General features: G+C 56.9%; 17 protein-coding genes, 1 pseudogene and 1 riboswitch. Of the genes and pseudogenes, 5 read left to right on the top strand and 13 right to left on the bottom strand.

What is annotated here, in order from left to right:
- Positions 1-24: 24 nt before the first annotated feature.
- The 4 genes from JN12_RS19125 to smc all read right to left on the bottom strand — a co-directional run bounded on the left by JN12_RS19125 (position 25) and on the right by smc (position 4,760).
- On the bottom strand, positions 25-387 hold the full coding sequence (locus tag JN12_RS19125) for a helix-turn-helix domain-containing protein (RefSeq protein ID WP_145025780.1): 363 nt from the start codon (positions 385-387) through the stop codon (positions 25-27).
- 79 nt (positions 388-466) lie between these two features.
- Positions 467-640, bottom strand: coding sequence for a type II toxin-antitoxin system RelE family toxin (locus JN12_RS20900; RefSeq protein WP_246125925.1), 174 nt, complete (start codon positions 638-640; stop codon positions 467-469).
- A 204-nt stretch (positions 641-844) separates the two neighbouring features.
- Positions 845-1,207 carry a roadblock/LC7 domain-containing protein gene (locus JN12_RS19115; protein WP_145025778.1) on the bottom strand — a complete coding sequence of 121 codons (363 nt, stop codon included), beginning with the start codon at positions 1,205-1,207 and terminating at the stop codon, positions 845-847.
- A gap of 22 nt (positions 1,208-1,229) precedes the next feature.
- Complete coding sequence (gene smc, locus JN12_RS19110) at positions 1,230-4,760, bottom strand: chromosome segregation protein SMC (RefSeq protein ID WP_145025776.1); 3,531 nt, start codon at positions 4,758-4,760, stop codon at positions 1,230-1,232.
- 148 nt (positions 4,761-4,908) lie between these two features.
- Between smc and JN12_RS20590 the strand changes: the two genes are divergently transcribed.
- A complete protein-coding gene (locus JN12_RS20590; protein WP_170242081.1) occupies positions 4,909-5,067 on the top strand; it encodes a hypothetical protein in 159 nt (52 codons plus the stop codon).
- Between the two features lie 25 nt (positions 5,068-5,092).
- Here JN12_RS20590 and JN12_RS19105 read toward each other — a convergent pair whose 3' ends face one another.
- Positions 5,093-5,461 (bottom strand): HVO_A0114 family putative DNA-binding protein, encoded by a 369-nt coding sequence (locus JN12_RS19105; protein ID WP_145025774.1) that lies wholly within the window; start codon positions 5,459-5,461, stop codon positions 5,093-5,095.
- Positions 5,462-5,466: 5 nt separating this feature from the next.
- Complete coding sequence (locus JN12_RS19100) at positions 5,467-5,745, bottom strand: toxin-antitoxin system TumE family protein (RefSeq protein ID WP_145025772.1); 279 nt, start codon at positions 5,743-5,745, stop codon at positions 5,467-5,469.
- A gap of 401 nt (positions 5,746-6,146) precedes the next feature.
- A riboswitch (cyclic di-GMP riboswitch) is annotated at positions 6,147-6,227 on the top strand.
- Positions 6,228-6,294: 67 nt separating this feature from the next.
- Between JN12_RS19100 and JN12_RS19095 the strand changes: the two genes are divergently transcribed.
- Together JN12_RS19095 and JN12_RS19090 are read left to right on the top strand one after the other, a co-directional pair.
- Positions 6,295-9,351, top strand: coding sequence for a transglutaminase-like domain-containing protein (locus tag JN12_RS19095; RefSeq protein ID WP_145025770.1), 3,057 nt, complete (start codon positions 6,295-6,297; stop codon positions 9,349-9,351).
- Positions 9,352-10,088: 737 nt separating this feature from the next.
- On the top strand, positions 10,089-10,322 hold the full coding sequence (locus tag JN12_RS19090) for a hypothetical protein (protein ID WP_145025768.1): 234 nt from the start codon (positions 10,089-10,091) through the stop codon (positions 10,320-10,322).
- Positions 10,323-10,336: 14 nt separating this feature from the next.
- Here the strand turns inward: JN12_RS19090 and tnpA are convergent, their stop codons facing one another.
- The 7 genes from tnpA to had form a co-directional block, all read right to left on the bottom strand.
- Positions 10,337-10,648, bottom strand: coding sequence for an IS200/IS605 family transposase (gene tnpA / locus JN12_RS21160; protein WP_145025766.1), 312 nt, complete (start codon positions 10,646-10,648; stop codon positions 10,337-10,339).
- Positions 10,649-11,212: 564 nt separating this feature from the next.
- Positions 11,213-12,547, bottom strand: coding sequence for a sigma-54-dependent transcriptional regulator (locus JN12_RS19080; protein WP_145025764.1), 1,335 nt, complete (start codon positions 12,545-12,547; stop codon positions 11,213-11,215).
- A gap of 78 nt (positions 12,548-12,625) precedes the next feature.
- Positions 12,626-13,465 (bottom strand): amidohydrolase family protein, encoded by an 840-nt coding sequence (locus JN12_RS19075; protein ID WP_145025763.1) that lies wholly within the window; start codon positions 13,463-13,465, stop codon positions 12,626-12,628.
- Between the two features lie 119 nt (positions 13,466-13,584).
- A complete protein-coding gene (locus JN12_RS19070) occupies positions 13,585-14,784 on the bottom strand; it encodes a thiolase family protein (RefSeq protein ID WP_145025761.1) in 1,200 nt (399 codons plus the stop codon).
- A gap of 159 nt (positions 14,785-14,943) precedes the next feature.
- Positions 14,944-15,687 (bottom strand): 3-oxoacyl-[acyl-carrier-protein] reductase, encoded by a 744-nt coding sequence (fabG, locus tag JN12_RS19065; RefSeq protein ID WP_145025759.1) that lies wholly within the window; start codon positions 15,685-15,687, stop codon positions 14,944-14,946.
- A 59-nt stretch (positions 15,688-15,746) separates the two neighbouring features.
- Positions 15,747-16,526, bottom strand: a complete 780-nt coding sequence (locus tag JN12_RS19060) for a cyclohexa-1,5-dienecarbonyl-CoA hydratase (RefSeq protein WP_145025757.1) — start codon at positions 16,524-16,526, stop codon at positions 15,747-15,749.
- A gap of 16 nt (positions 16,527-16,542) precedes the next feature.
- Positions 16,543-17,616, bottom strand: a complete 1,074-nt coding sequence (had, locus tag JN12_RS19055; RefSeq protein WP_145025755.1) for a 6-hydroxycyclohex-1-ene-1-carbonyl-CoA dehydrogenase — start codon at positions 17,614-17,616, stop codon at positions 16,543-16,545.
- Between the two features lie 453 nt (positions 17,617-18,069).
- On the opposite strand from had, the gene JN12_RS19050 reads away from it, so the two are divergent.
- Both JN12_RS19050 and JN12_RS21360 read left to right on the top strand, forming a co-directional pair.
- Complete coding sequence (locus tag JN12_RS19050; protein ID WP_145025753.1) at positions 18,070-18,585, top strand: methylated-DNA--[protein]-cysteine S-methyltransferase; 516 nt, start codon at positions 18,070-18,072, stop codon at positions 18,583-18,585.
- An 82-nt stretch (positions 18,586-18,667) separates the two neighbouring features.
- Positions 18,668-18,856: pseudogene (locus JN12_RS21360) on the top strand (DUF5131 family protein); the annotation flags it as partial.
- Positions 18,857-19,105: the final 249 nt, after the last annotated feature.

Raw genomic sequence — 19,105 nt, 5'->3', positions numbered from 1 at the left:
TCCAGGAAGGGGAGCCTTGATCTGCTACAGAAACACCCGGTAATCAACATGCAGCGCCGCTGCCAGCTTCCTGGCGGTCTCCTTGCCAATAGGCCGCTTGCCGTTTTCCATCTCACTGATATGATGCTGGGCAATACCTGTCAACTCGGCGAGCTGCTTCTGCGTCAGCCCCTCTTTACCCCTGGCACCCCGGAGAGCAACGCCGCTGCTGTTCCATTGCAATTCGGGTGACAACTCTTCAGGGGTGTAGACTTCCTTTTCCTCCAGCAGATCTGTCACCTCCAACGCCTTGGCCGCCCTGCGCAACTTGTTGATACTGGCAACGGTCCCCCGGAAACGAACCTCCACCATCTTTTCAGTAGGGCGCTTTTTCGTGAGTGCCTGCATAAATGACCTCCACAAACCTTATACCTCGTTCGGATTCTTCCCACACCACCACGTATGTCGGCTTGCCGCTCTTCACATGTCAGTGATGCTGATTCTTCCGGCCTTCGAGTTTTGAGTAATTCTTCCAATTGCCTCGTACCGGCCCGGAAAGCCGGATCTCCATCACCAACAAGTCAATGGTATCGCGCACCGACTGAGGCAGCTTCTTGTACTGCTTCGCCGCCTTATTGGTAAATATCACGGTCCATGCCATAACAAACAGTATCCCATTTAATGGTATATGTTCAAGGAGAAAAAAACCGGGGCACAAAAGGCTCCCGGTCGGGTCGAAAAAAGGGGGGTAGTAAAACGGCTAGAGGTTGCACCAGGGGTTGCATAATCACAAATAGGCCCAGGCTTAACAAAGCAACAATATGTTTTTATTGCATTTTTTTATTCTTAATTTTCTTCTCTGCCATCAGTAAATCTCCTTTTCCAGCGGCTTGATACAGGAACGGAAATGGAAGAGAGCCAGCCCGACCAGAGCTGCCCGCTCCACAGTCATGACCAGTACATATTCCGGTCCCACCGCACCGACCAGGATATGCTGGTCGGCCGCGGTAACCACGGTCTCCAGCAGCTCTCCCGCGCCAAGTGCCCCGTGGAGTTCACGCATCCGGTTCAGAATAATCCCCTTGTGCGCACCGAGCACCTTCAGATCATACTCGTCCCCTGCAGGGCAGTACTGGCTGACCGCTTCGCCTTCCCAATCGGCAAGTATGGCGCCGGTGGCACCGGGAACTCGCTTCACCAGCTCTGTTAGAATGGTTTGGAACGGCACGTTCCCCCCCTTCTCAACCGGATTACTGCAGCCTCACCGACACCACCTTCGACACACCGGGCTCTTCCATGGTCACGCCGTACAGGGTGTCGGCAACCGCCATGGTGGTCTTGCTGTGGGTAATCAGGATGAACTGGGAGACGGCGCACATCTCCCTGATCATATCGTTGAACCGACCGATATTGGCATCGTCCAGCGGCGCATCCACTTCGTCGAGGAGACAGAATGGCGACGGCTTGATGAGGAAGATGGCAAAGATGAGGGCGACCGCGGTCAAGGCCTTCTCCCCCCCGGAGAGAAGGGTGACGTTCTGCAGCTTCTTCCCCGGCGGTTGGACAATAATGTCGATGCCGGTCTCCAGCAGATCCTCCTCGTCGGTCAGACGAAGTTCGGCCTTGCCGCCGCAGAAGAGACGGGGAAAGATCTCCTGAAACTTGGCGTTCACCAGATGGAACGTCTCCTGGAAACGCTTCCGGGTAGTCCGGTTGATCCGCTGGATAGCCTGCTGCAGGGCGTGCAGCGATTCTTCCAGGTCGGCCATCTGGGCGGTCACGAAGGCGTGGCGCTCCTCCAGGTCCCGATACTCTTCGATGGCGGTCAGGTTCACCTCGCCCAGTTCGTCCAGGAGTCGTTGCAGTTCGGCCTGGCGGGCCTGACGCTCCTCCTCGTCCAGTTGCATCCCGCTGGAGCGGGGAAGGACTTCATCCATGGACAGGCGGTATTTGTCCCGGACCACGGTTTCCAGGTGCTCCAACTGCAGGTTCAGCTCCGACTGCTGCAGGGTCAGAACGCCAACCTGGCGCCGGAGTTCGTCCAGTGACGACCTGATCCCTTTCAGTGCCGTCTCATCGGTCTGGCTCCCCTGTGACAAGACGTTGAACCGTTCCCGCAGGGCACTGACCGCCTCCTCGGCTTCGGCCTGCCGGATGACCAGACCTTTTACCGCCGCCTCCTGCTCCGACAGCAGACCGGTCAGGCGCAAGGACTCCGCCTCGCTCCGGGTGAGCTCCTCACGCCGGCGGTCGAGACGCTGAGCCAGGTCGCCACGAAGCTCCTCGACCCGCTTCAGCGCCCGCTGGGTCGACTCCCGCTTTTCGTTCAGGGCTGCAGTTCGCACCTTAAGGGCGGTCACCTCTTCCCGGGCCTGCTCGATACGGCGCCGCTGCACGGCGAGGGATTCCTGCAGGACTGCCACTGCCGCTTCACGATCACCTTTGCCCGCCTCGGCCTCTTCCCGCCGCTGACCCACGTTTGCCGCTTCCGCTTCAAGCAGCTCCCGCTCCTCGTTGAGCTGATCGTCTTCCAACGCCTTGACCGCCAACCGCTCTTCCAGGCGCTGGCATTCCTCCCCGGCCCGCTGCAGGTCCTTTTCGGCGTTGAGGAGCGCCATATCCGCCTGATGGAGCTCCTGGCGCACCTGCCGCAACTCCTCTTCCACGGCGGCCAGGGCAGTGCCGGTCGTTTGCCGGTCAGCGCCCAGCGTGGCGACATTCGCCTCAAGTCGTGCCACGTCACCGGTCAGCGCCCGGATCTCCCGCTTCTTGGTCACCAACCCCTGTTGTGCCGCCTCACGGGAACCGCCGGCCACCATGCCGCCGGCGCAGGCCAGATCGCCCTGGGGGGTGACGAACGTCAGGTGCGGATGGCGCCGGGTCAGTTCCAGACCTGCGTTCAGGTCTTCGGCAAGGTACACGTCCCGGAGAAAGGGGGCGATCCGCTCCTGGTACTCGGGCAGTATCCGCACCAGGTCGAGGAGCCGGTCGGCGCCGGACAGCCCGTCACCGGCCGGCGGAACCGACACCGAAGGGAGCAGGAACGAGCAGCGCCCGCCGGCAGTCTCTTTCAGGTGGCTTACGGCAGCCAGGACATCGACCGTCTCAGCGGCAAGCACCGCCTGGAGCCGCTCGCCGAGCACTGCCTCCAGGGCGGTCTCATACTTCTCGGCCGTCTCCACCAGATCGGCAACCACCCCCCGAAAGCGCTCCCGAAAACCGCTGGCCTGAAAAACGTTCCTGACCCCCTGACCGTAGCCGGCGAACTGGGCCTCCAACTCCTCCAGGGAGTGAAGGCGGGAGGCGGTGCGGCTCAGTTCATCGCGTTGCTGCTGGAGTTCCCGGTCGAGCAGAGCCAGCTTCTCCCTCAGCTCCTCTTCCCGGCCACGGAGTCGGGAAAGCTGCCCCTGCAGCTCCTCGCGGGCATTCTTGCCGGCAGCCACCGTTGTTGCCAGTTCACCGGACCGGCCGTTCGCCTCGACTAGGCGCTCGGCAAGGGTCATTCCTTCACGCCTGCTCCGCTCGGCACGTTCCGCCAACCCTTCCAGGCGCCGGAGCGCGCTGCTTTCCTGGTTGCCGTACTGGGAGATCTCGGCCAGAAGGGTAAACAGGGTACGCCGCTCGTCCTCCAACTGGGCCGCGGTCTGCTTCTCCTCCTCGGTCAGCTCCCTGAGCGTTGACTCCTGTTCTGCAAGGGCATCGACCTCTCCGGCCGCTTCCAGGCCAAACGACTCACGCCGCTCGTTCAGCAGGCGCTGCTCAGCCCCGGCCTCCACCAGTTGCCGCTCCAGGCTTGCCAGATCCTCGTTGAGCCGCACCATCTGCTCACGACAGGTCGTCAACTCCCGGCCCAGCAGCTCACGGCGGTTCTCTGCCGTCTGAAACTCGCTCCGCACCTGATAGAGCTGTTCCTGCCCCTGGGCAAGAAGCTGCTCCTCGTCGCACAGCGACATCCGCAACTGCTCCAGGGCCAGTTCCCGGCCGGCCAGGTCGGCGGCAGCTGTTGTCTCCCGTTCGGCAAGGGCTGCCAGGTCAGAGGTCAGCCGCTGCCGGTCGGCCGAAAGCGCGGCAAACCGCCGCGCCACCATGAGGAGTTCGATCTCCTTCAACTCCTCCCGGAACGCCCGGAAACGTTCCGCCTTCCTGGCCTGACGCTGGAGAGAGCCGAGCTGCCGCTTCAGTTCCCCCACCAGGTCGCCGATCCTGAGCAGGTTCTGGCGGGTGGTCTCGATCTTCTTCAGGGCCATCAGCTTTCGGGACTTGAACTTGGTGACGCCGGCCGCCTCCTCGATCAGGAAGCGGCGTTCCTCGGGCTTGGCCAGGAGGATCATGCCGATCCGCCCCTGCTCGATGATGGAGTAGGCCCTGGCGCCAACGCCGGTATCCATGAACAGCTCGGCGATATCCATGAGCCGGCACGGGGTCTTGTTCAGCAGGTATTCACTCTCCCCGTCCCGAAAGAGCCGGCGGGTCACCTGGATCTCGCTGAAGTTCAGATACTTTGCCGGCACCCGGCCGTCCTCGGCGGAAAAGACCAGGGAGACCTCGGCCATCCCCAAAGGCTTCCGCCCCTCGCTCCCGCCGAAGATGACATCCTCCATCTGCCGGCCCCGCAGGTTCTTGACCGACTGCTCCCCCATGACCCAGCGGATGGCATCGACAACATTGGACTTGCCGCAGCCGTTGGGACCGACGACAGCCGTCACCCCCTGGGGGAAATCAAGGATGGTCCGGTCGACGAACGACTTGAAGCCGATTATTTCCAGGCGCTTGATCTTCATAAACCGGCGAATGATAGCAGAGGGGAAGGATTAATGTAAAGGAGCGAATAGGACGGTAACGTTCACCCTCGATCGTCGTGGTAACGCCGAGTAAGGCGGCTTGATTGAGACTATCGTTTGTGTAATGAAGGCATGGCAACGATAGCGTTTGATACCCTGTAAGTACACAAAACGCTTGCGCGAAGCCGGCTATACCGAGCAGCAGGCTGAGGCAGCGGCCGAAGCACAGAAGGAAGTCATGAAGTGGATGCTCGGGACCGTTATCGGCGGCATAATCGCCTTGCTTATCAAGTCATTCATGAAGTAGATCACCGCTTCCAAGTGTCGGAAAATCAGGCTACCAGTTTGAAGCTCGCGTCAATCTCGTCCCACGGCACATAAAAATGGCCGCTGCTGTCCTTTTCCACCAGACCCAGCCGCTCCATGGTCTTGACATCGTCAAAGACGTTACGGTACTGGCGGTGCAGATGTTTTGCCAGGGCGTTGATGCTGGCGTGCCCCATACGGCGTAGTTCTGCCAGCAGCTCAAACCGCTTGGGAGTCAGGTGTTTGAGAAGGGATGGCAGATCATCGAAATAAAGCCGCTCGACCGGCTTTTCCGGCAGCCAACCGTCGTCGATCCGCCCGGCAAGCCCTTTCAGTTCCGCAAAGAACTCCTTGTCACTCTTGATGCCGATTTTAAGGTCCCGTCTTTCTTTCATGGCGATCACATCCTTTCCGTATCCGCTTCAAAGTCCTCAATCAGTTTGAGCAACGTCGTGAAGGAATAGGGTTCTTCAGTGTCGGGAAGGTGCCGATGGTCACCCTTGCCGCGCTCGTTGTCGTAGCGGACTATGCAGCTACCGTCAGCATTGCCGTAGAACAGTCGGTATTTGTAGGGATGTGTGCTACCGGGGAGCCGTTCAGTGAGATGCCAGATAACCACCTCGAATATCCGGCCGCCTCGCTCCTTCTTATATCTGATGATTTCCCGCGCTGTCCCCATTAACACCTCACTGGCTATATGTCTTAAAATAACATATGAGCTATCTTAATGCAAATGGGAAAAGTAGGTTGGGCACAGTGGTGTCGAGGTCGGCAGGCGGGTGAATCTGCGTCGCTCCGGAGTGAGCGCAGCCGCAGATAGGGGTGAGAAGATTGTGCGTAATGCGACAGGTCTCAACTCCGGTCCAATGAAGTTGTTTGAAAAGTGGAGAAATATTCTTGTTGACATCTATTTATTTATCGGAGTACTCAATTTATACGAGTTAGTATTAGTCAGCCCATTGTGTAGGCTTTAATGAAAAGAGGAGGGATGGCAAGGGTCCATTTACGATCGAGTTTGCGCCGATCGGGAATGGACTTTTTTTGTTGAGAATGGACGAAGGAACAAAATAATTCGGAAAATCACCGAACGGGCAAACCCATGGGTAACCTGGGGACGCAAAGCCACCTGTCCAGCTTAGGCTGGAAAGAGGGGTTGTCGAAGTGGTCAAAGAAAAGGCCTACCATTTCGACGGTAGGCTTTTTTTTATTTCGTTGTCATGGAGGAACGATGTTGCGCAAATATTCTCGGACGATAGCGGCGGTTGTAGTCTGTTTCTTCACTTGGACTTCGGGCGGTGTATTCAGCATTGCCCATGCAGCGCAGGAAGCCGTCAAGAAGGGGAAGGCGCAGGAACAGCGGCAGAAGAAGGCCGAAGGGACGGAGGAGCGGTTTTCCAAGGTCACCGAGGAGCTGCGTGAGACCCTTGCCGACCCGAAGGGGGATCTCGAGAGCAAGAAACAGCGGCTGACGGCTGGCAAGGGTGAAATAGAAGCGCTTGATGCGGATATCCGGAAGCAGTTCGCAGCGACGGAGAAGCGGCTGAAGGACGCCAAGCTTCCCGCCGAGATATTGGCGCGGCATCATAAGTTCGTGAAGCACTATGACGATAACCTTGCCGAGCTGAAGGGGAATATCGAACGGGTTGAGAAGGCTAAAGACAACGTCGAGGCTGAGGGTGAGGTTGAGAAAACCCGCCGGCACCTGGAAAAGGTAAAGGCGCCGTCGCGGCACCAGCCTCTGGACCCGAACAATCTTCCCCACCGGCAGCCGAAGGTAATAAAGCGCGAGCCGCGGATGAAGAAGGAGGAGTTTGAGCGGGATTTGAAGAAGGACAAGAACGCCTGGAGAAACGAAAAGCGGATCATGGTCGCCTCGGCCGGGTCGCTGGCCGGGCTGCTCGTTTCAAGCAGCATCAATGCCGTCAATCCTCCCACTGCCGACGATCTGGCGCAGACCATAGAAGTTCAGCTTACACCGGAGATCAGGGCCAAGGCGCAGGAACTGGGGAACAGTCCGGTGAAGATCTACGAGTGGGTGCGGAACAACATCGAGTTCGTTCCCACGTGGGGCTCCATCCAGGGTGCCCAGATGACGCTGTTGACAAAACAGGGGAACGCCTTCGACACCGCCTCCCTTCTTATTGCCCTCTTGCGGGCCGCCGGCATCCATGCCCGGTACGTCACCGGCACGGTCGAGCTTCCCATCGACAAGGTCATGAACTGGGCAGGGGGCTTTACCGACCCCCTGGGTGCGCTGGATTTCATGTCCAGCGGCGGGATACCCACCAAGGGGCTCGTTGCCGGCGGCAAGATCGTTGCAGCCCGCATGGAACATGTCTGGGTGGAAGCCTTCATCAACTACATCCCCTCCCGCGGGGCTAAGCACGTCAACGGCAAAGGGGATACCTGGATCAGGCTCGACCCGAGCTTCAAGCAGTACAACTTCACGCAAGGAATCGACATCAAGAGCGCCGTCCCCTTCGATGCCCAAGGGTTCCTGACACAAATCAAGTCCACGGCCACCATCAGCGAGGCCCAGGGGTACGTCACCGGCGTCAACTCCCTTCTCACCCAGCAGACCATGCAGGATTACCAGACGCGGGTGCAGAGCTACATCAAACAGAACTACCCCACCGCCACAGTCGGGGATATCCTCGGCAAGAAGGAGATCATCAAGCAGGAATTCCCCTATCTCCTCGGTACCCTGCCGTATCGGACCGCCGTCAAGGGAGCGACCTTTGCAAACATTCCCGACACCCTCCGGCAAAAGCTCTCCTTCAACGTGAAGAACGACACCGTCGATCTTCCCCCCATCGACCCGGCTGCCCCACCCGTCGTCGATACCTCCCTGAACATAAGCAAAAGCCTGGCGGAACTTGCAGGCAAGAAGATCACCCTCAGTTATTCTCCCGCCACTCCCCAGGATGAGGCGGTGATCAACTCATACCTGCCCAAGCCCCATGCGGACGGCACGCCGATTCAGTCGAACGAACTCCCAAGCTCACTACCCGCATATCTCATCAAAGTGAAACCGGAACTGCGGATCGATGGACAGGTGGTGGCGACCGGAGCGCCGGTGGGGCTTGGCGGCACCAACATCTTCACCATGACCTTTTCCGATCCGACGAGCGGCGCCACGCCGGTGGTCAGCTACATTGACGCCGGGGTGTACCAGGCGATCGGGCTCAACCTGGGGCGAATCAGCCAGGACCAGCTCACCAATCTCAAGGCAAAACTCGAAGCAACAAAAGCAAAGATTCAGAACAACGACTTTGCCGGTCTCACCAAGGATGATCTCATCGGTGATTTGCTCAACACCACTGCGCTCACCTACCATGCGGAACTGGGTACGATGAACTACATAGCCGCAAGGACCATGAGGGTGAACGCGATCACCTTGCCATCGGAGACTGTCTTCGCCACCAAGCTCAAGGTGCTGACACTTTGGGGAATACCGCGTCTTGTCAGCCCCAGCGGACTTAATATGGATGCGAAGTATCTTATGAGCGTGGTGAAGGCAAAAGATGGTAACAACGACACTGCCAAGCAGTTCATGCTCAGCAGCGGTATGACTTCATCGGCCTTGGAGCACAGCGTGCCGGAGCAGTTCTTCTCCACCCCCGAAAATCCGGCGCAAGGAGTAAGTGCGGTCAAGGCGCTGAAGATTGCCAACGACCAAGGGATACCAATTTATACCGTGAATCAGTCGAATATTGCCACGGTTCTGCCGCAGTTGCAGGTTGACCAGCAGGTGAAGGACGACATCCAGAATGCCGTCAATGCCGGGAAGGTGGTTACCGTCTCCAAGACCAACATCAGTTTTAACGGCTGGACGGGATGTGGGTACATCATTATAGACCCTGCAACAGGAGCAGGGGCGTATATGATTAGCGGTGGATTGAATGGGGCATGGATGTTCGTGCTTTGGGCAAGTGTTTTCTTACTTGTCGCTGTATTGGGAGGATGGATTGCAGCCGCAATTGCAGTCAGTGAAGTAATAGGTGCTTTGATTTCTGTATTAGCTGGAGCCGTTGCAGGCATCGTGGGGACACTTCTCATAAGAGATGCCTTTGGAAAAAATTTAGAAATTAATGTATATACTACAGTGATAGATGTTGTAGCGCAACTAGTTATAGCAGCAGGAATAGCTTCGTTGGGAGTTGCTGGGTTAGCATGGCTACCATTTATATTAGGCTGTTTGATATTGTATTCGGTTGCTGCATTAATTGATTTTCTTATTTTCAATTATACGCAAGTTATTTTCAACAAAAAATATTATTCTTAATTCACTACAAGGAGTGAGCTCATGCCACAAAACTTCAAAATAATAATTATTATAGGATGTATAATAATGCCTATTCTTGGATATTCTTATATGAAGATAGTGTTGAAAAATGTTAAAATATTTATGAAAACCAAAATTATTAATAGAGGTATTTATAAGAACAATCCAGTTTATGGTGATAAGGTCATACCTATTGCTAATAGTTTTAAAAGGGTCGGGATAATATTTTTTGTGTTTACTATTCTATTTTCGGCTTTATGTGCACTCATTTTATACATACGCTGGTGATAATTAGTCTCTTACGACTTCAATTTTTACACTATCTGAGCAAAATAGTTTAAAAAGTACTTATTTACAAAAGGAAATTGCTGTATTTCTAATGTTCAAATTTTACCTGTTTGGTTCCGGCTCGGCACATCTCTAGGTCAGATCTACAATTATGAGGACAACGAGGTACCGATGCTGGCCAAGATGCACGTAAAGCGGATGCGTGGCTTCAGATCGATGGGGGGAGCAAATTCCTTAAGGAGCGTTGTTTGCGGCCAACATACAACTTTACCTTAAGGGAACAACCGCAAATGAGGTATGCTCTGGAGCTTATCAGGTGGTCGCGACATTGACGCCTCTGGTCCAGCCTCGCAATACGACACTATTTCAGCAAGTTACCAAACCACAAATCTTTGGCATGCCGTGTGCTTTACACTTAATTAGAAACCAAACTCTCGGAGGATTTACACATGAAAAAAGTTCTTTCCACCCTCGTTGCCGCTATCGTTGCTCTTTCTTTCGCCGGTATCGTTTGCGCCGCTGAGCCGGCTGCTGCTCCGGCTGCTGCTCCTGCTGCTGACGTGAAGAAAGAAGAAAAAGCTCCGGTTAAGAAGGCCAAGAAAGCTAAAAAAGCTAAAAAAGCCAAGAAAGCCGAGAAGAAAGAAGAAGCTAAGCCTGCTGAAGCAGCTCCGGCAGCGAAGTAATTCCTCACCTCGCATCAACAAAAAAAGCCGCATCTTCGGATGCGGCTTTTTTTGTTGATGGTCACTCTAGGACAATAAAAGGTAGAGTAACCGACAAGCATTGCTATGCTGTACTTCGGTGGAACACTCAATACCAGATGAATATGGTCGGGGCATGCCTGCCCTTCTATGAGTTCCACTTCCTTCTGACGACACAACTGACGGATGATTTTCCCAACTTCTGATCGTATTCGGCCGTACAGAACCTTCTTACGGTACCTTGGGACGATCACCACATGGTATTTGCACTCCCATTTTACATGGGCTAAACTCTGCCACTCTCGCATGGCATTTCCTCCTGTCGTTGGCCCTTCGGGGCTTTCCTCAGGAGGAAATGTCGCTTTTTACGCTGGAACGGCATAGCCTTTTATAGTCACACCGGCAAAGCCGGTGGTTTACCGAACTGAACAATTATTAATGATGGTTAGCCCGGGCCGAGAAGGCCGGTGTAACAAAATGCGATGTCACAAAATATTACACTTACACCCATGAAACCGCGCCCATGAAGGCTTTATGGGTTCAGTGTAACAAAATGTTGCAGCAGGGGTGTTGTCAATGATGGGGGAGGGGGCGTTGCTGCTTTACTGCTTTAAGGGTCACGCCAGACAACCGCTTGCTGTTTCGGGGACAGGGAATTCTGGGTAGAGTAGAGAGCAGGTTTCACCCTGCCCTCCCTCATCAAACCGTGCATGCGGTTTTCCCGCACACGGCTTTCCGATGTTCTTCACTGCAAAGCATGCGCTTTCTTCCAGACCGTTGACATGAACTAAAGGGGCGGCCCTTGAAGGTTGAATTTGTGACGAGGGAGAGGTGGGATGGCTCGACCGCTACGGGTTGCGGCTAGCAGCGCTCTACTCCAGCCCGTATTCGCGGATGCGCCGGTCGAGGGTCGGGCGGGAGATGCCGAGAATGGTGGCGGCCCGCTTCTTTTCATTGCCGGTGAAGGCGAGGATGTTTTCGATGTGCTCCCTCTCCACCTCGTCGAGGGACTTGATCGTCAGGGGGAGCCGCTCGCCATCCTTGTTGCCGTCCAGATGGAGCGACTCGGGAAGAAGGACATTGCCGGGAGAGAACAGTACCGCCCGGCGGAGGGTGTTCTCCAGCTCCCTGACGTTGCCCGGCCAGGAATGTTCGAGGATCAGCTTCATGGTCTCCTGCGGCACGATATCGACACCCTTGCCCAGTTCGTGGCGCATCTTCTCCAGCAGGAACTTAACCAGCAGAATAAGGTCGTCCCGCCGCTCCCGCAGCGGCGGAAGATCGATGGTGACCACCTTGAGACGGTAATACAGGTCCATGCGGAACTCGCCGCTTGCCACCAGGGTGGATAGGGATTTGTTGGTCGCGGCGATGACGCGCACATCGGCCTTGATGGTTTCGATACCGCCGACCCGCTCGAACTCCTTCTCCTGCAGGAAACGGAGTAGCTTGACCTGGATTCCCAGGCTGGTTTCGGAGATCTCGTCGAGAAAGAGCGTGCCCCCCTGGGCCAGCTCGAATTTACCCGGCTTCGTCCGGTAGGCACCGGTGAAGGCCCCCTTCTCGTGACCGAACAGCTCGCTCTCCAGGATGGTCGGGGCAAGGGCCGAACAGGACACGGCAATGAAGGGACGGTTGCGGAACTGGCTGTTGAAGTGCAGCGCCCTGGCCACCATCTCCTTGCCGGTACCGCTCTCTCCCTGGATCAACACGGTTGCCGTCGAGTCGGCCACCGAACCGATGGTCTTGTACACTTCCTTCATGGCCCGCGAACGGCCGACCATGACATTCTGCTCGAACGGCTGGTCCGGCGAGTCACTGAGGGTGATCCCGTTGCGGGACAGCACGTTCATCTCGAAGATCTTTTCAATCACCTCGTCCAGGTGATCGAGATCGACAGGTTTTCCGAGATGATCGATGGCGCCGAGACGGATGGCCTTGATGGCGGTCTGCATGTCATCATAGGCCGTGATCATGACTACCGGCAGGGCCGGGAGTTTCTCCTTGACCAGCGTCAGGACCTCGAAGCCGTCCATTCCGGACAGACGCAGGTCGAGAAGCATCAGCTCCACCCCCTTGGTGAGAGCGATATCGACCGCCTCGCTGCCGGAAGCCGCGGTAAGGATGTCATACCCCTCTTCCGTCAGGTGTAGTTCCAGGGTGCGGCGGATGGCCTGATCATCGTCGGCTATCAGAATTGTCTTCATGCGCGAAGTTACCCTTTTTACGCTATCCGGACAGGGAAACAAGGTGCGGCAAAGGTGACCGCTTGGCCACCAAGGCACTCAGAGGCGCAGCAACCGTGCCGCATTGCCGCCGAGGATTCTGTCCACCCCTTCGGCAGACAGGGGCAGATTACTGACGGCGTCCATGTTGCCGCCGATGGAAGGGAGTCCCGGCCAGTCGCTGCCAAAGATGACCTTGTCCGTATTGCGTGCCAGTTCGGGGAAATAGGTCATCAGCTTTGCCGGCGGTAGCCCGGAGAGTTCCATATAGACATTGGGGTGCAGTTTGGACAGGAAAAAGGCCCGGTCGTACCAGAAGCCCCGGCCCGAATGGGCCATGACCAGGTTGAGGGAGGGAAAATCGTTTGCCACGTCATCCAGGTGGAGGGGGTCACTGTACTTCAGCCGAGACGCCTTGAAAACCGATGACCCGGTATGGATCAGTACCGGTATCCCCAGATCCTGGGCCGCCTGGTAGAGAGGGTACATCCTGGCGTCGTTCGGATAATAGTGCTGATAGTTGGGATACAGCTTCACCCCCCGGAATCCCTCAACTTCAACCTTTTTGCGGAGTTCGGCGCCGAGGTCGGTGTACAGATAGGGGTTCAGGTCGCAGAACGGAATCAGCCGTTTTCTCCCCCTGCAGAACTCCTGCACCTGCTCGTTGGTGCACATCCCGGTGGTAATGGGACACTGGTCGGCAAGGATACAGGCGTAATCGACCCCTTCGGCGGTCAGCAGCTCCTCGAACTCGCCCGGGTCGCTGTAGCGGTTAATGAATTCGTCATACCCGTTGGGATACAGCTTGCTTATCCACTCCGTCACCCATGGCTTGTGATAGGTGTAGAGCCCGAGATGAACGTGGAAATCGATGCGCAGTTTTCTGGACTCTTCGGACATAACCGCCTTCCCCCACTAAACGAATAGGGGCGTGGTCACCCCGCCCCTATGGTTTCATTAGTATACCAGATATACAGCGGGAGATGGCATGAAGTCCCTACCATCTCCCGCTTTTCACGTTACACCCGTTCAAAGATGGTCGCAATCCCCTGACCAACGCCGATGCAGAGCGACACAAGGCCATAGCGTGCACCGGTCCGCTTCATCTCGTGGACCAGCGTCGCCGTAATGCGCGCACCGGTGGAGCCTAGCGGGTGACCAATAGCGATGGACCCGCCGTTCACATTCACCTTGGCCGGGTCGATCCCCAGGTCGCGGATGCAGGGGATGGACTGGGCGGCAAAGGCCTCGTTCAGCTCGAAAAGATCGATGTCGTTGATCTTCAGACCGGCCCGGGCAAGTACCTTCTGGACCGCCGGGATAGGACCGAGTCCCATGTAGGAGGGATCGCAGCCAACTACCGCGCTGGCGACAACCCGTACAAGCGGCTTGTAGCCCAGTTTCTTGGCGGTCTCGGCTTCCATCAAGAGGACTGCAGCGGCGCCGTCGTTAATGCCGCTGGAGTTGCCGGCGGTGACGGTGCCGTCCTTTCTGAAGGCGGCCGGCAGTTTGGCCAGCTGCTCCATGGTAATGTCGTTGCCACGAGGGAATTCGTCCTTGGAAACAATGATCGGGTCACCCTTCTTCTGGGGGATGATAACGGGGACGATCTCGTCATTGAACTTGCCGGCAGCATCGGCTGCGGCCCATTTCCTCTGGGTCGCAAAAGCGAATTCGTCCTGCTCCTGGCGGGTGAGACCATACCGTACCGCCACGTTCTCGGCGGTTTCGCCCATCCCTTCCTTGGCGTACGGTTCGGTCATCTTCGGGTTGGTGAAACGCCAGCCGATGACCGTGTCAAAGACCTTGATGTCGCGGGAGAACGCCGACTCGGCCTTGGCCATGACAAAGGGAGCGCGGGTCATGGACTCGGTGCCGCCGGCAATGATCACATTCCCCTCACCGACCTTGATGGCCTGGGCCGCGCTGTTGACGGCGTTCAGACCCGAAGCGCAGAGGCGGTTGATGGTCTGCCCGCCAACCGAGTAGGGCAGTCCTGCCAACAGTGCCGCCATCCGGCCGACGTTGCGGTTGTCTTCGCCCGCCCCGTTGGTGCAGCCAAGGATCACGTCCTCAATCAGATTCGGATCGACCTTGGTCCGCTTGACCAGTTCGGAAATACAATGTGCCGCCAGATCGTCCGAGCGGACATTCTTCAGTGCACCGCCGAATTTGCCCACCGGCGTACGTACGGCATCGATAATTACTGCTTCACGCATTGAAACCTCCGTTATTTAGAGAATCGTGGTTTTCCGTTATTTCATTTTGATATCAAGGTGACATGTATCATGTAGGGGCGTACCAGTGTGTGCGCCCTGGTTTTGGGCAGACACACAGGCCTACCCCTACATTGGTATCATGTTGATTGCAACGTTGAATTAAATGTACTGGCCGCCGTCCACCTTGATGCACTCGCCGGTGATGTGGCGGGATTTTTCGGAGCAGAGGAAGGTGACCAGCCAGGCCACTTCTTCCGGCTTACCCATGCGCCCGAGGACAATATCGGCCAGCGACTTCTGCTTCACTTCTTCCGGCAGGGCTGCCATCATTTCGGTCTCGATGAGACCCGGGGCGATGGCGTTGCAGTTGACATTGGATTTTGCCAGTTCGCGGGCAAGGGCCTTGGTCAAGCCGATGATGCCGGCTTTCGCGGCGGAGTAGTTCGTCTGACCGAATTTGCCGCGCATACCGTTGATGGAGGTGACGTTGACAATCTTGCCGCTCCCCTGCTCTTTCATCAGCGGGGCAACGGCGCGACAGTAGTTGAAATACCCCTTCAGGTTGATGGCAAGGCACTCGTCCCACTGCTCTTCGGTCATCTTCCAGATAACGGAGTCGCGGTTCACACCGGCGTTGTTCACCAGGATGTCGACGCTGCCGAATTCTGCGGCCACCTTGTCCACCATCGCCTGGGCATCCTTGAAGCTGGCCACGTCGGCCTGCACGGCAATAGCCTTCTGCCCCATCTTCCGGATTTCCTCGCAGATGGCGTTGGCTTCCTCGGAATGCTTGCGGTAGTTGATGGCAACGTTGGCGCCGTTCTTTGCCAGATCAATTGCGATGGCGCTGCCGATTCCGAGACTCGCACCGGTTACGATGGCATTTTTTCCCTTGAGATCCATTGTTGCTCCCCCTTTGTATCCTGTTTGGTGTTGGTTGCGTTGGTGTTGGTTGTCAGATTTCAACGATCCTGCCACTGGGCCGGGCGTTTTTCCGTAAAGGCGGTAAGCCCCTCGACAGCATCGTGGGTCGACATCAGCTCTTCCACGTACATCTTCTCCACAAAGTCGATCTTCTTGCTGATCCGCTGGACGACTTTGGCCCTGGCTGCCCGCACTGCTAAACGGAGAGTGCTGGCGCTCACGGTTGCCAGGTGCTGGTCGAAGTAGTCGAGGGCCGCCTGGTCGGGGTCTTCGGCAATGGCGGTTAGCAGGCCGATCCGCAGTGCCTCATCGGCGCTGATGCTGCGACCGGAGAAGAGCAGGTCCTCGGCCTGGGCCTGACCGATCCGCTCCGGCAGCAGGCAGGAAGCGGCCGGGGCAAATACCGCCAGCTTGATCTCCGGCTGGCCGAACATGGCGCCCGGTGCGGCAAAGAGGAAGTTGCCGGCGGCAGCTACCTCCAGCCCGCCACCCAGGCATTGGCCGCGCACTGCCACCAGGACGGGAACGGGGCTCTCCACCAGCTGCCGGACCAGGGCATGCAGTTGGTTGAGCATCTGGGCAAAACAGCCGGGCATGTGCTCATCGACACTGGCGCCAAAGCTAAAATGGGGACCTTCGGCAGACAACAGTACTGCCCGGAGGTTCGGCTTGGGCAGATGTTCGGTCAGGGCCGCCCGCAGGGCGCCGATCATGGCGGCATCGACGATGTTGGCCTTGGGCCGGGCAAGAGTCAGGCGGAGCAGTTTGCCGTCACGCTCCAGAGATACCTTGAGAGGGCTTTCAGTTGCATTCGACATCGATTCTATCTCCTTATCAGGCGCCGGGGACGAGGATCGCGCGGCGGGTCAGCTTGTGGGCATGGGCGGCGGCAAAGACCTCGTTGATCTGGTCCAGCGGATGCTTCTCGATGAAGGGGGCCAGGGCGATTTTCTTGTCCAGTACCAGGTCCAATGCCGCCGGATACAGTTCGGTAAGGCATCCCCAGTTACCCAGCGCCTTGGCATGGAATGCCATCAGGTTGGAGAGCCGCAGTTCGATCTTGCCCATGGTGAAACCTACCACGCAGAGGGTGGCGCCGAAGGTCAGGAGGCCAAAGGCGGTTTCCTGGCCAGGAGTTGAACCGGAGCACTCGAAGATCTTCCAGCAGGTTTCGGGCAGCCCCTTTTCCTTGACGAAACCAAGGATCGCCTTCTTCAGCTCCTTTCCCTCGACCTGCCGGGAGTTGATGGTCAGGGCTGCGCCGTAGTTGGCCATGTTGTCCAGCTTTGCCTGGTCAACGTCGATGGCTACCACCGTGGCCCCAAGGGCATTGGCGACCTGGACCGCATAGCCACCCACCCCGCCGACGCCGATGACAATGGCCAGATCGCCTTTGGTGATCTCCGCCTGCACCGCAGCCTGATAGGGGGTGGTCACGGCATCGGCCACGACGGATATGTCGGCAAGTTCGAGTCCGGCGCTCTTCAGTCGGCTTTCATCCACGGGGCAGAGGCCGCGCACCGGCACGACGATATGGGAGGCGAAGCCACCCTGGATGTCGTTGCCGGGCATCAGCTGCTTGCGGCAGATCGTCCCGTGGCCGCTCAGACAGAGATCGCACACACCGCACGGCATGACCGCCGGGATGAGTACTGCCTTACCCTGCCAAGCTTCGGCGCCGGCACCGGCAGCAACCACCCGGCCGCTGATTTCGTGGCCCAGTGTCAACGGCGGTGCATGGTTAAAACGGACGCCATCGTAATAATACCCAAGGTCGGTGTGGCAGACGCCACAGCCGGCAACCTCGACCACGACCTCCCCTGCTCCCGGCTGAATCGGAGCAAACTCGCTCCTTACCATGGGTTCCCCCACGGCAGTCATGGACCAACGATACGGTGTTTTGGACATATTCCCTCCTCGTAGTTTTTGTTCAAATCAACTGATGGTACAACTGACGATGCTATCGCTTCATTCCTGATCGGATCTACAACTCGTCATCGTGCAAAACAGAACTTACCTGGCCGGAGGCCTTGAAATCCAGCAACAAAGGGTCTTTGCGTAAATTGGTACCACAATACCTTTTTATATGCAAGAAGATTTTTCGGTGCGGTATAATGCCGTTATCGTTAATGAATCTGTATACACTGGTTCGACTGCAAACCTGAGAAGAAGTCTGAGACTGGCGTCACGGCAGGAATTTACCGCATCATCCTTCACCCTCCGCATAAAACCTGACTCCTGGTCAGAAAACGGCAAGCAGATACACCGCGAGCCATGCTATGCTTCAAAGTATCAGGATGAAGAACCGGTGGAGGGTGCGGTGTGAACCACTTGCGGTAAAACAACATTGGGAGATACGCCATGAAAGGAAAATGCAGTATCCGTACACCATTGGGTGAAATGATCGCGCTGGCAGAACAGGACGAGCTGTGCGGACTTTGGTTTGTCGGGCAGAAATATGCGCCGGATGATGCCGGAGACTGGAAATCGGACCAAAGCCGCTCTGTTTTTGTGACATTACGCGCTCAGCTCACCGCTTATTTTGCCGGACAGTTGCGGGCCTTCGACATACCGCTTGCCACCGGGGGAACACCATTTCAAATGGCGGTGTGGGCGCTTCTGCGCACCATACCCAGCGGGGAGACCACGACCTACGGCGCACTGGCCGGGCGACTGGCCGAACAGCGCGAAGGGCGCACGCCTTCCGCCCAGGCAGTGGGGGGCGCCGTAGGGCGCAATCCGATCACCATTATCATCCCATGCCACCGTGTGGTGGGAGCAAACGGGTCCCTTACCGGCTATGCCGGTGGTCTCGACCGCAAGGCAGCCTTACTGTCCCTGGAGAATGGAGGAAACGTCCACTACAGTTTGAGGTAAGTTGATTTTGCTATAGCGATTATAGGATGGGATTCCCTTGTCATAGAACCGGTTGTCTGCCCGCATTTAAGTCCGCTTCCTCTCGGTGGAGCCGCTGCTGGAGGATCTGGAGGATGTTGATCTTCATGATATCCACTGGGTCATCGGCGGCGGCGAATCCGGGCTGAAGGCGCGGCCCATGAAACAGGAGTGCCAAATTCCGTACAAATTCCGGAAATTCCGGGGACACCACAGAATGGCGCTAGACATAATGTCTGTCAGTAGAAAGTAAGCGACCTGCCCCTTGCAAACGTGGGTTATGTTGGGAATGGGAATTCACCACACAGAGCCACAACCAAGGAGGCAGGTCATGAAGAAGAATACCATATTTGTCGGGCTTGATGTTCACAAAGACTCCATCGATGTCGCACTGGCTGATGTCGGCCGTGACGGTGATGTCCGGTTCTACGGCACGATCGGTGGCGACCTGGATTCGCTGCACAAGGTTGTTCGCAAGTTGCAAAGCACGGGCGCTGAACTT

It is taken from the genome of Geobacter argillaceus, from assembly GCF_007830735.1.
Classification (GTDB): Bacteria; Desulfobacterota; Desulfuromonadia; order Geobacterales; family DSM-12255; genus Geomobilibacter; species Geomobilibacter argillaceus.
This window is presented reverse-complemented; position numbering and strand designations above follow the sequence as displayed.

Excerpts from the sequence above, each read along its gene's own strand:
- JN12_RS19125 (WP_145025780.1), bottom strand. The coding sequence starts at position 387 with ATGCAGGCACTCACGAAAAAGCGCCCTACTGAAAAGATGGTGGAGGTT.
- JN12_RS20900 (WP_246125925.1), bottom strand. The coding sequence starts at position 640 with ATGGCATGGACCGTGATATTTACCAATAAGGCGGCGAAGCAGTACAAG.
- smc (WP_145025776.1), bottom strand. The coding sequence starts at position 4,760 with ATGAAGATCAAGCGCCTGGAAATAATCGGCTTCAAGTCGTTCGTCGAC.
- JN12_RS19105 (WP_145025774.1), bottom strand. The coding sequence starts at position 5,461 with ATGAAAGAAAGACGGGACCTTAAAATCGGCATCAAGAGTGACAAGGAG.
- JN12_RS19100 (WP_145025772.1), bottom strand. The coding sequence starts at position 5,745 with ATGGGGACAGCGCGGGAAATCATCAGATATAAGAAGGAGCGAGGCGGC.
- JN12_RS19095 (WP_145025770.1), top strand. The coding sequence starts at position 6,295 with ATGTTGCGCAAATATTCTCGGACGATAGCGGCGGTTGTAGTCTGTTTC.
- JN12_RS19090 (WP_145025768.1), top strand. The coding sequence starts at position 10,089 with ATGAAAAAAGTTCTTTCCACCCTCGTTGCCGCTATCGTTGCTCTTTCT.
- tnpA (WP_145025766.1), bottom strand. The coding sequence starts at position 10,648 with ATGCGAGAGTGGCAGAGTTTAGCCCATGTAAAATGGGAGTGCAAATAC.
- JN12_RS19080 (WP_145025764.1), bottom strand. The coding sequence starts at position 12,547 with ATGAAGACAATTCTGATAGCCGACGATGATCAGGCCATCCGCCGCACC.
- JN12_RS19075 (WP_145025763.1), bottom strand. The coding sequence starts at position 13,465 with ATGTCCGAAGAGTCCAGAAAACTGCGCATCGATTTCCACGTTCATCTC.
- JN12_RS19070 (WP_145025761.1), bottom strand. The coding sequence starts at position 14,784 with ATGCGTGAAGCAGTAATTATCGATGCCGTACGTACGCCGGTGGGCAAA.
- fabG (WP_145025759.1), bottom strand. The coding sequence starts at position 15,687 with ATGGATCTCAAGGGAAAAAATGCCATCGTAACCGGTGCGAGTCTCGGA.
- JN12_RS19060 (WP_145025757.1), bottom strand. The coding sequence starts at position 16,526 with ATGTCGAATGCAACTGAAAGCCCTCTCAAGGTATCTCTGGAGCGTGAC.
- had (WP_145025755.1), bottom strand. The coding sequence starts at position 17,616 with ATGTCCAAAACACCGTATCGTTGGTCCATGACTGCCGTGGGGGAACCC.
- JN12_RS19050 (WP_145025753.1), top strand. The coding sequence starts at position 18,070 with ATGAAAGGAAAATGCAGTATCCGTACACCATTGGGTGAAATGATCGCG.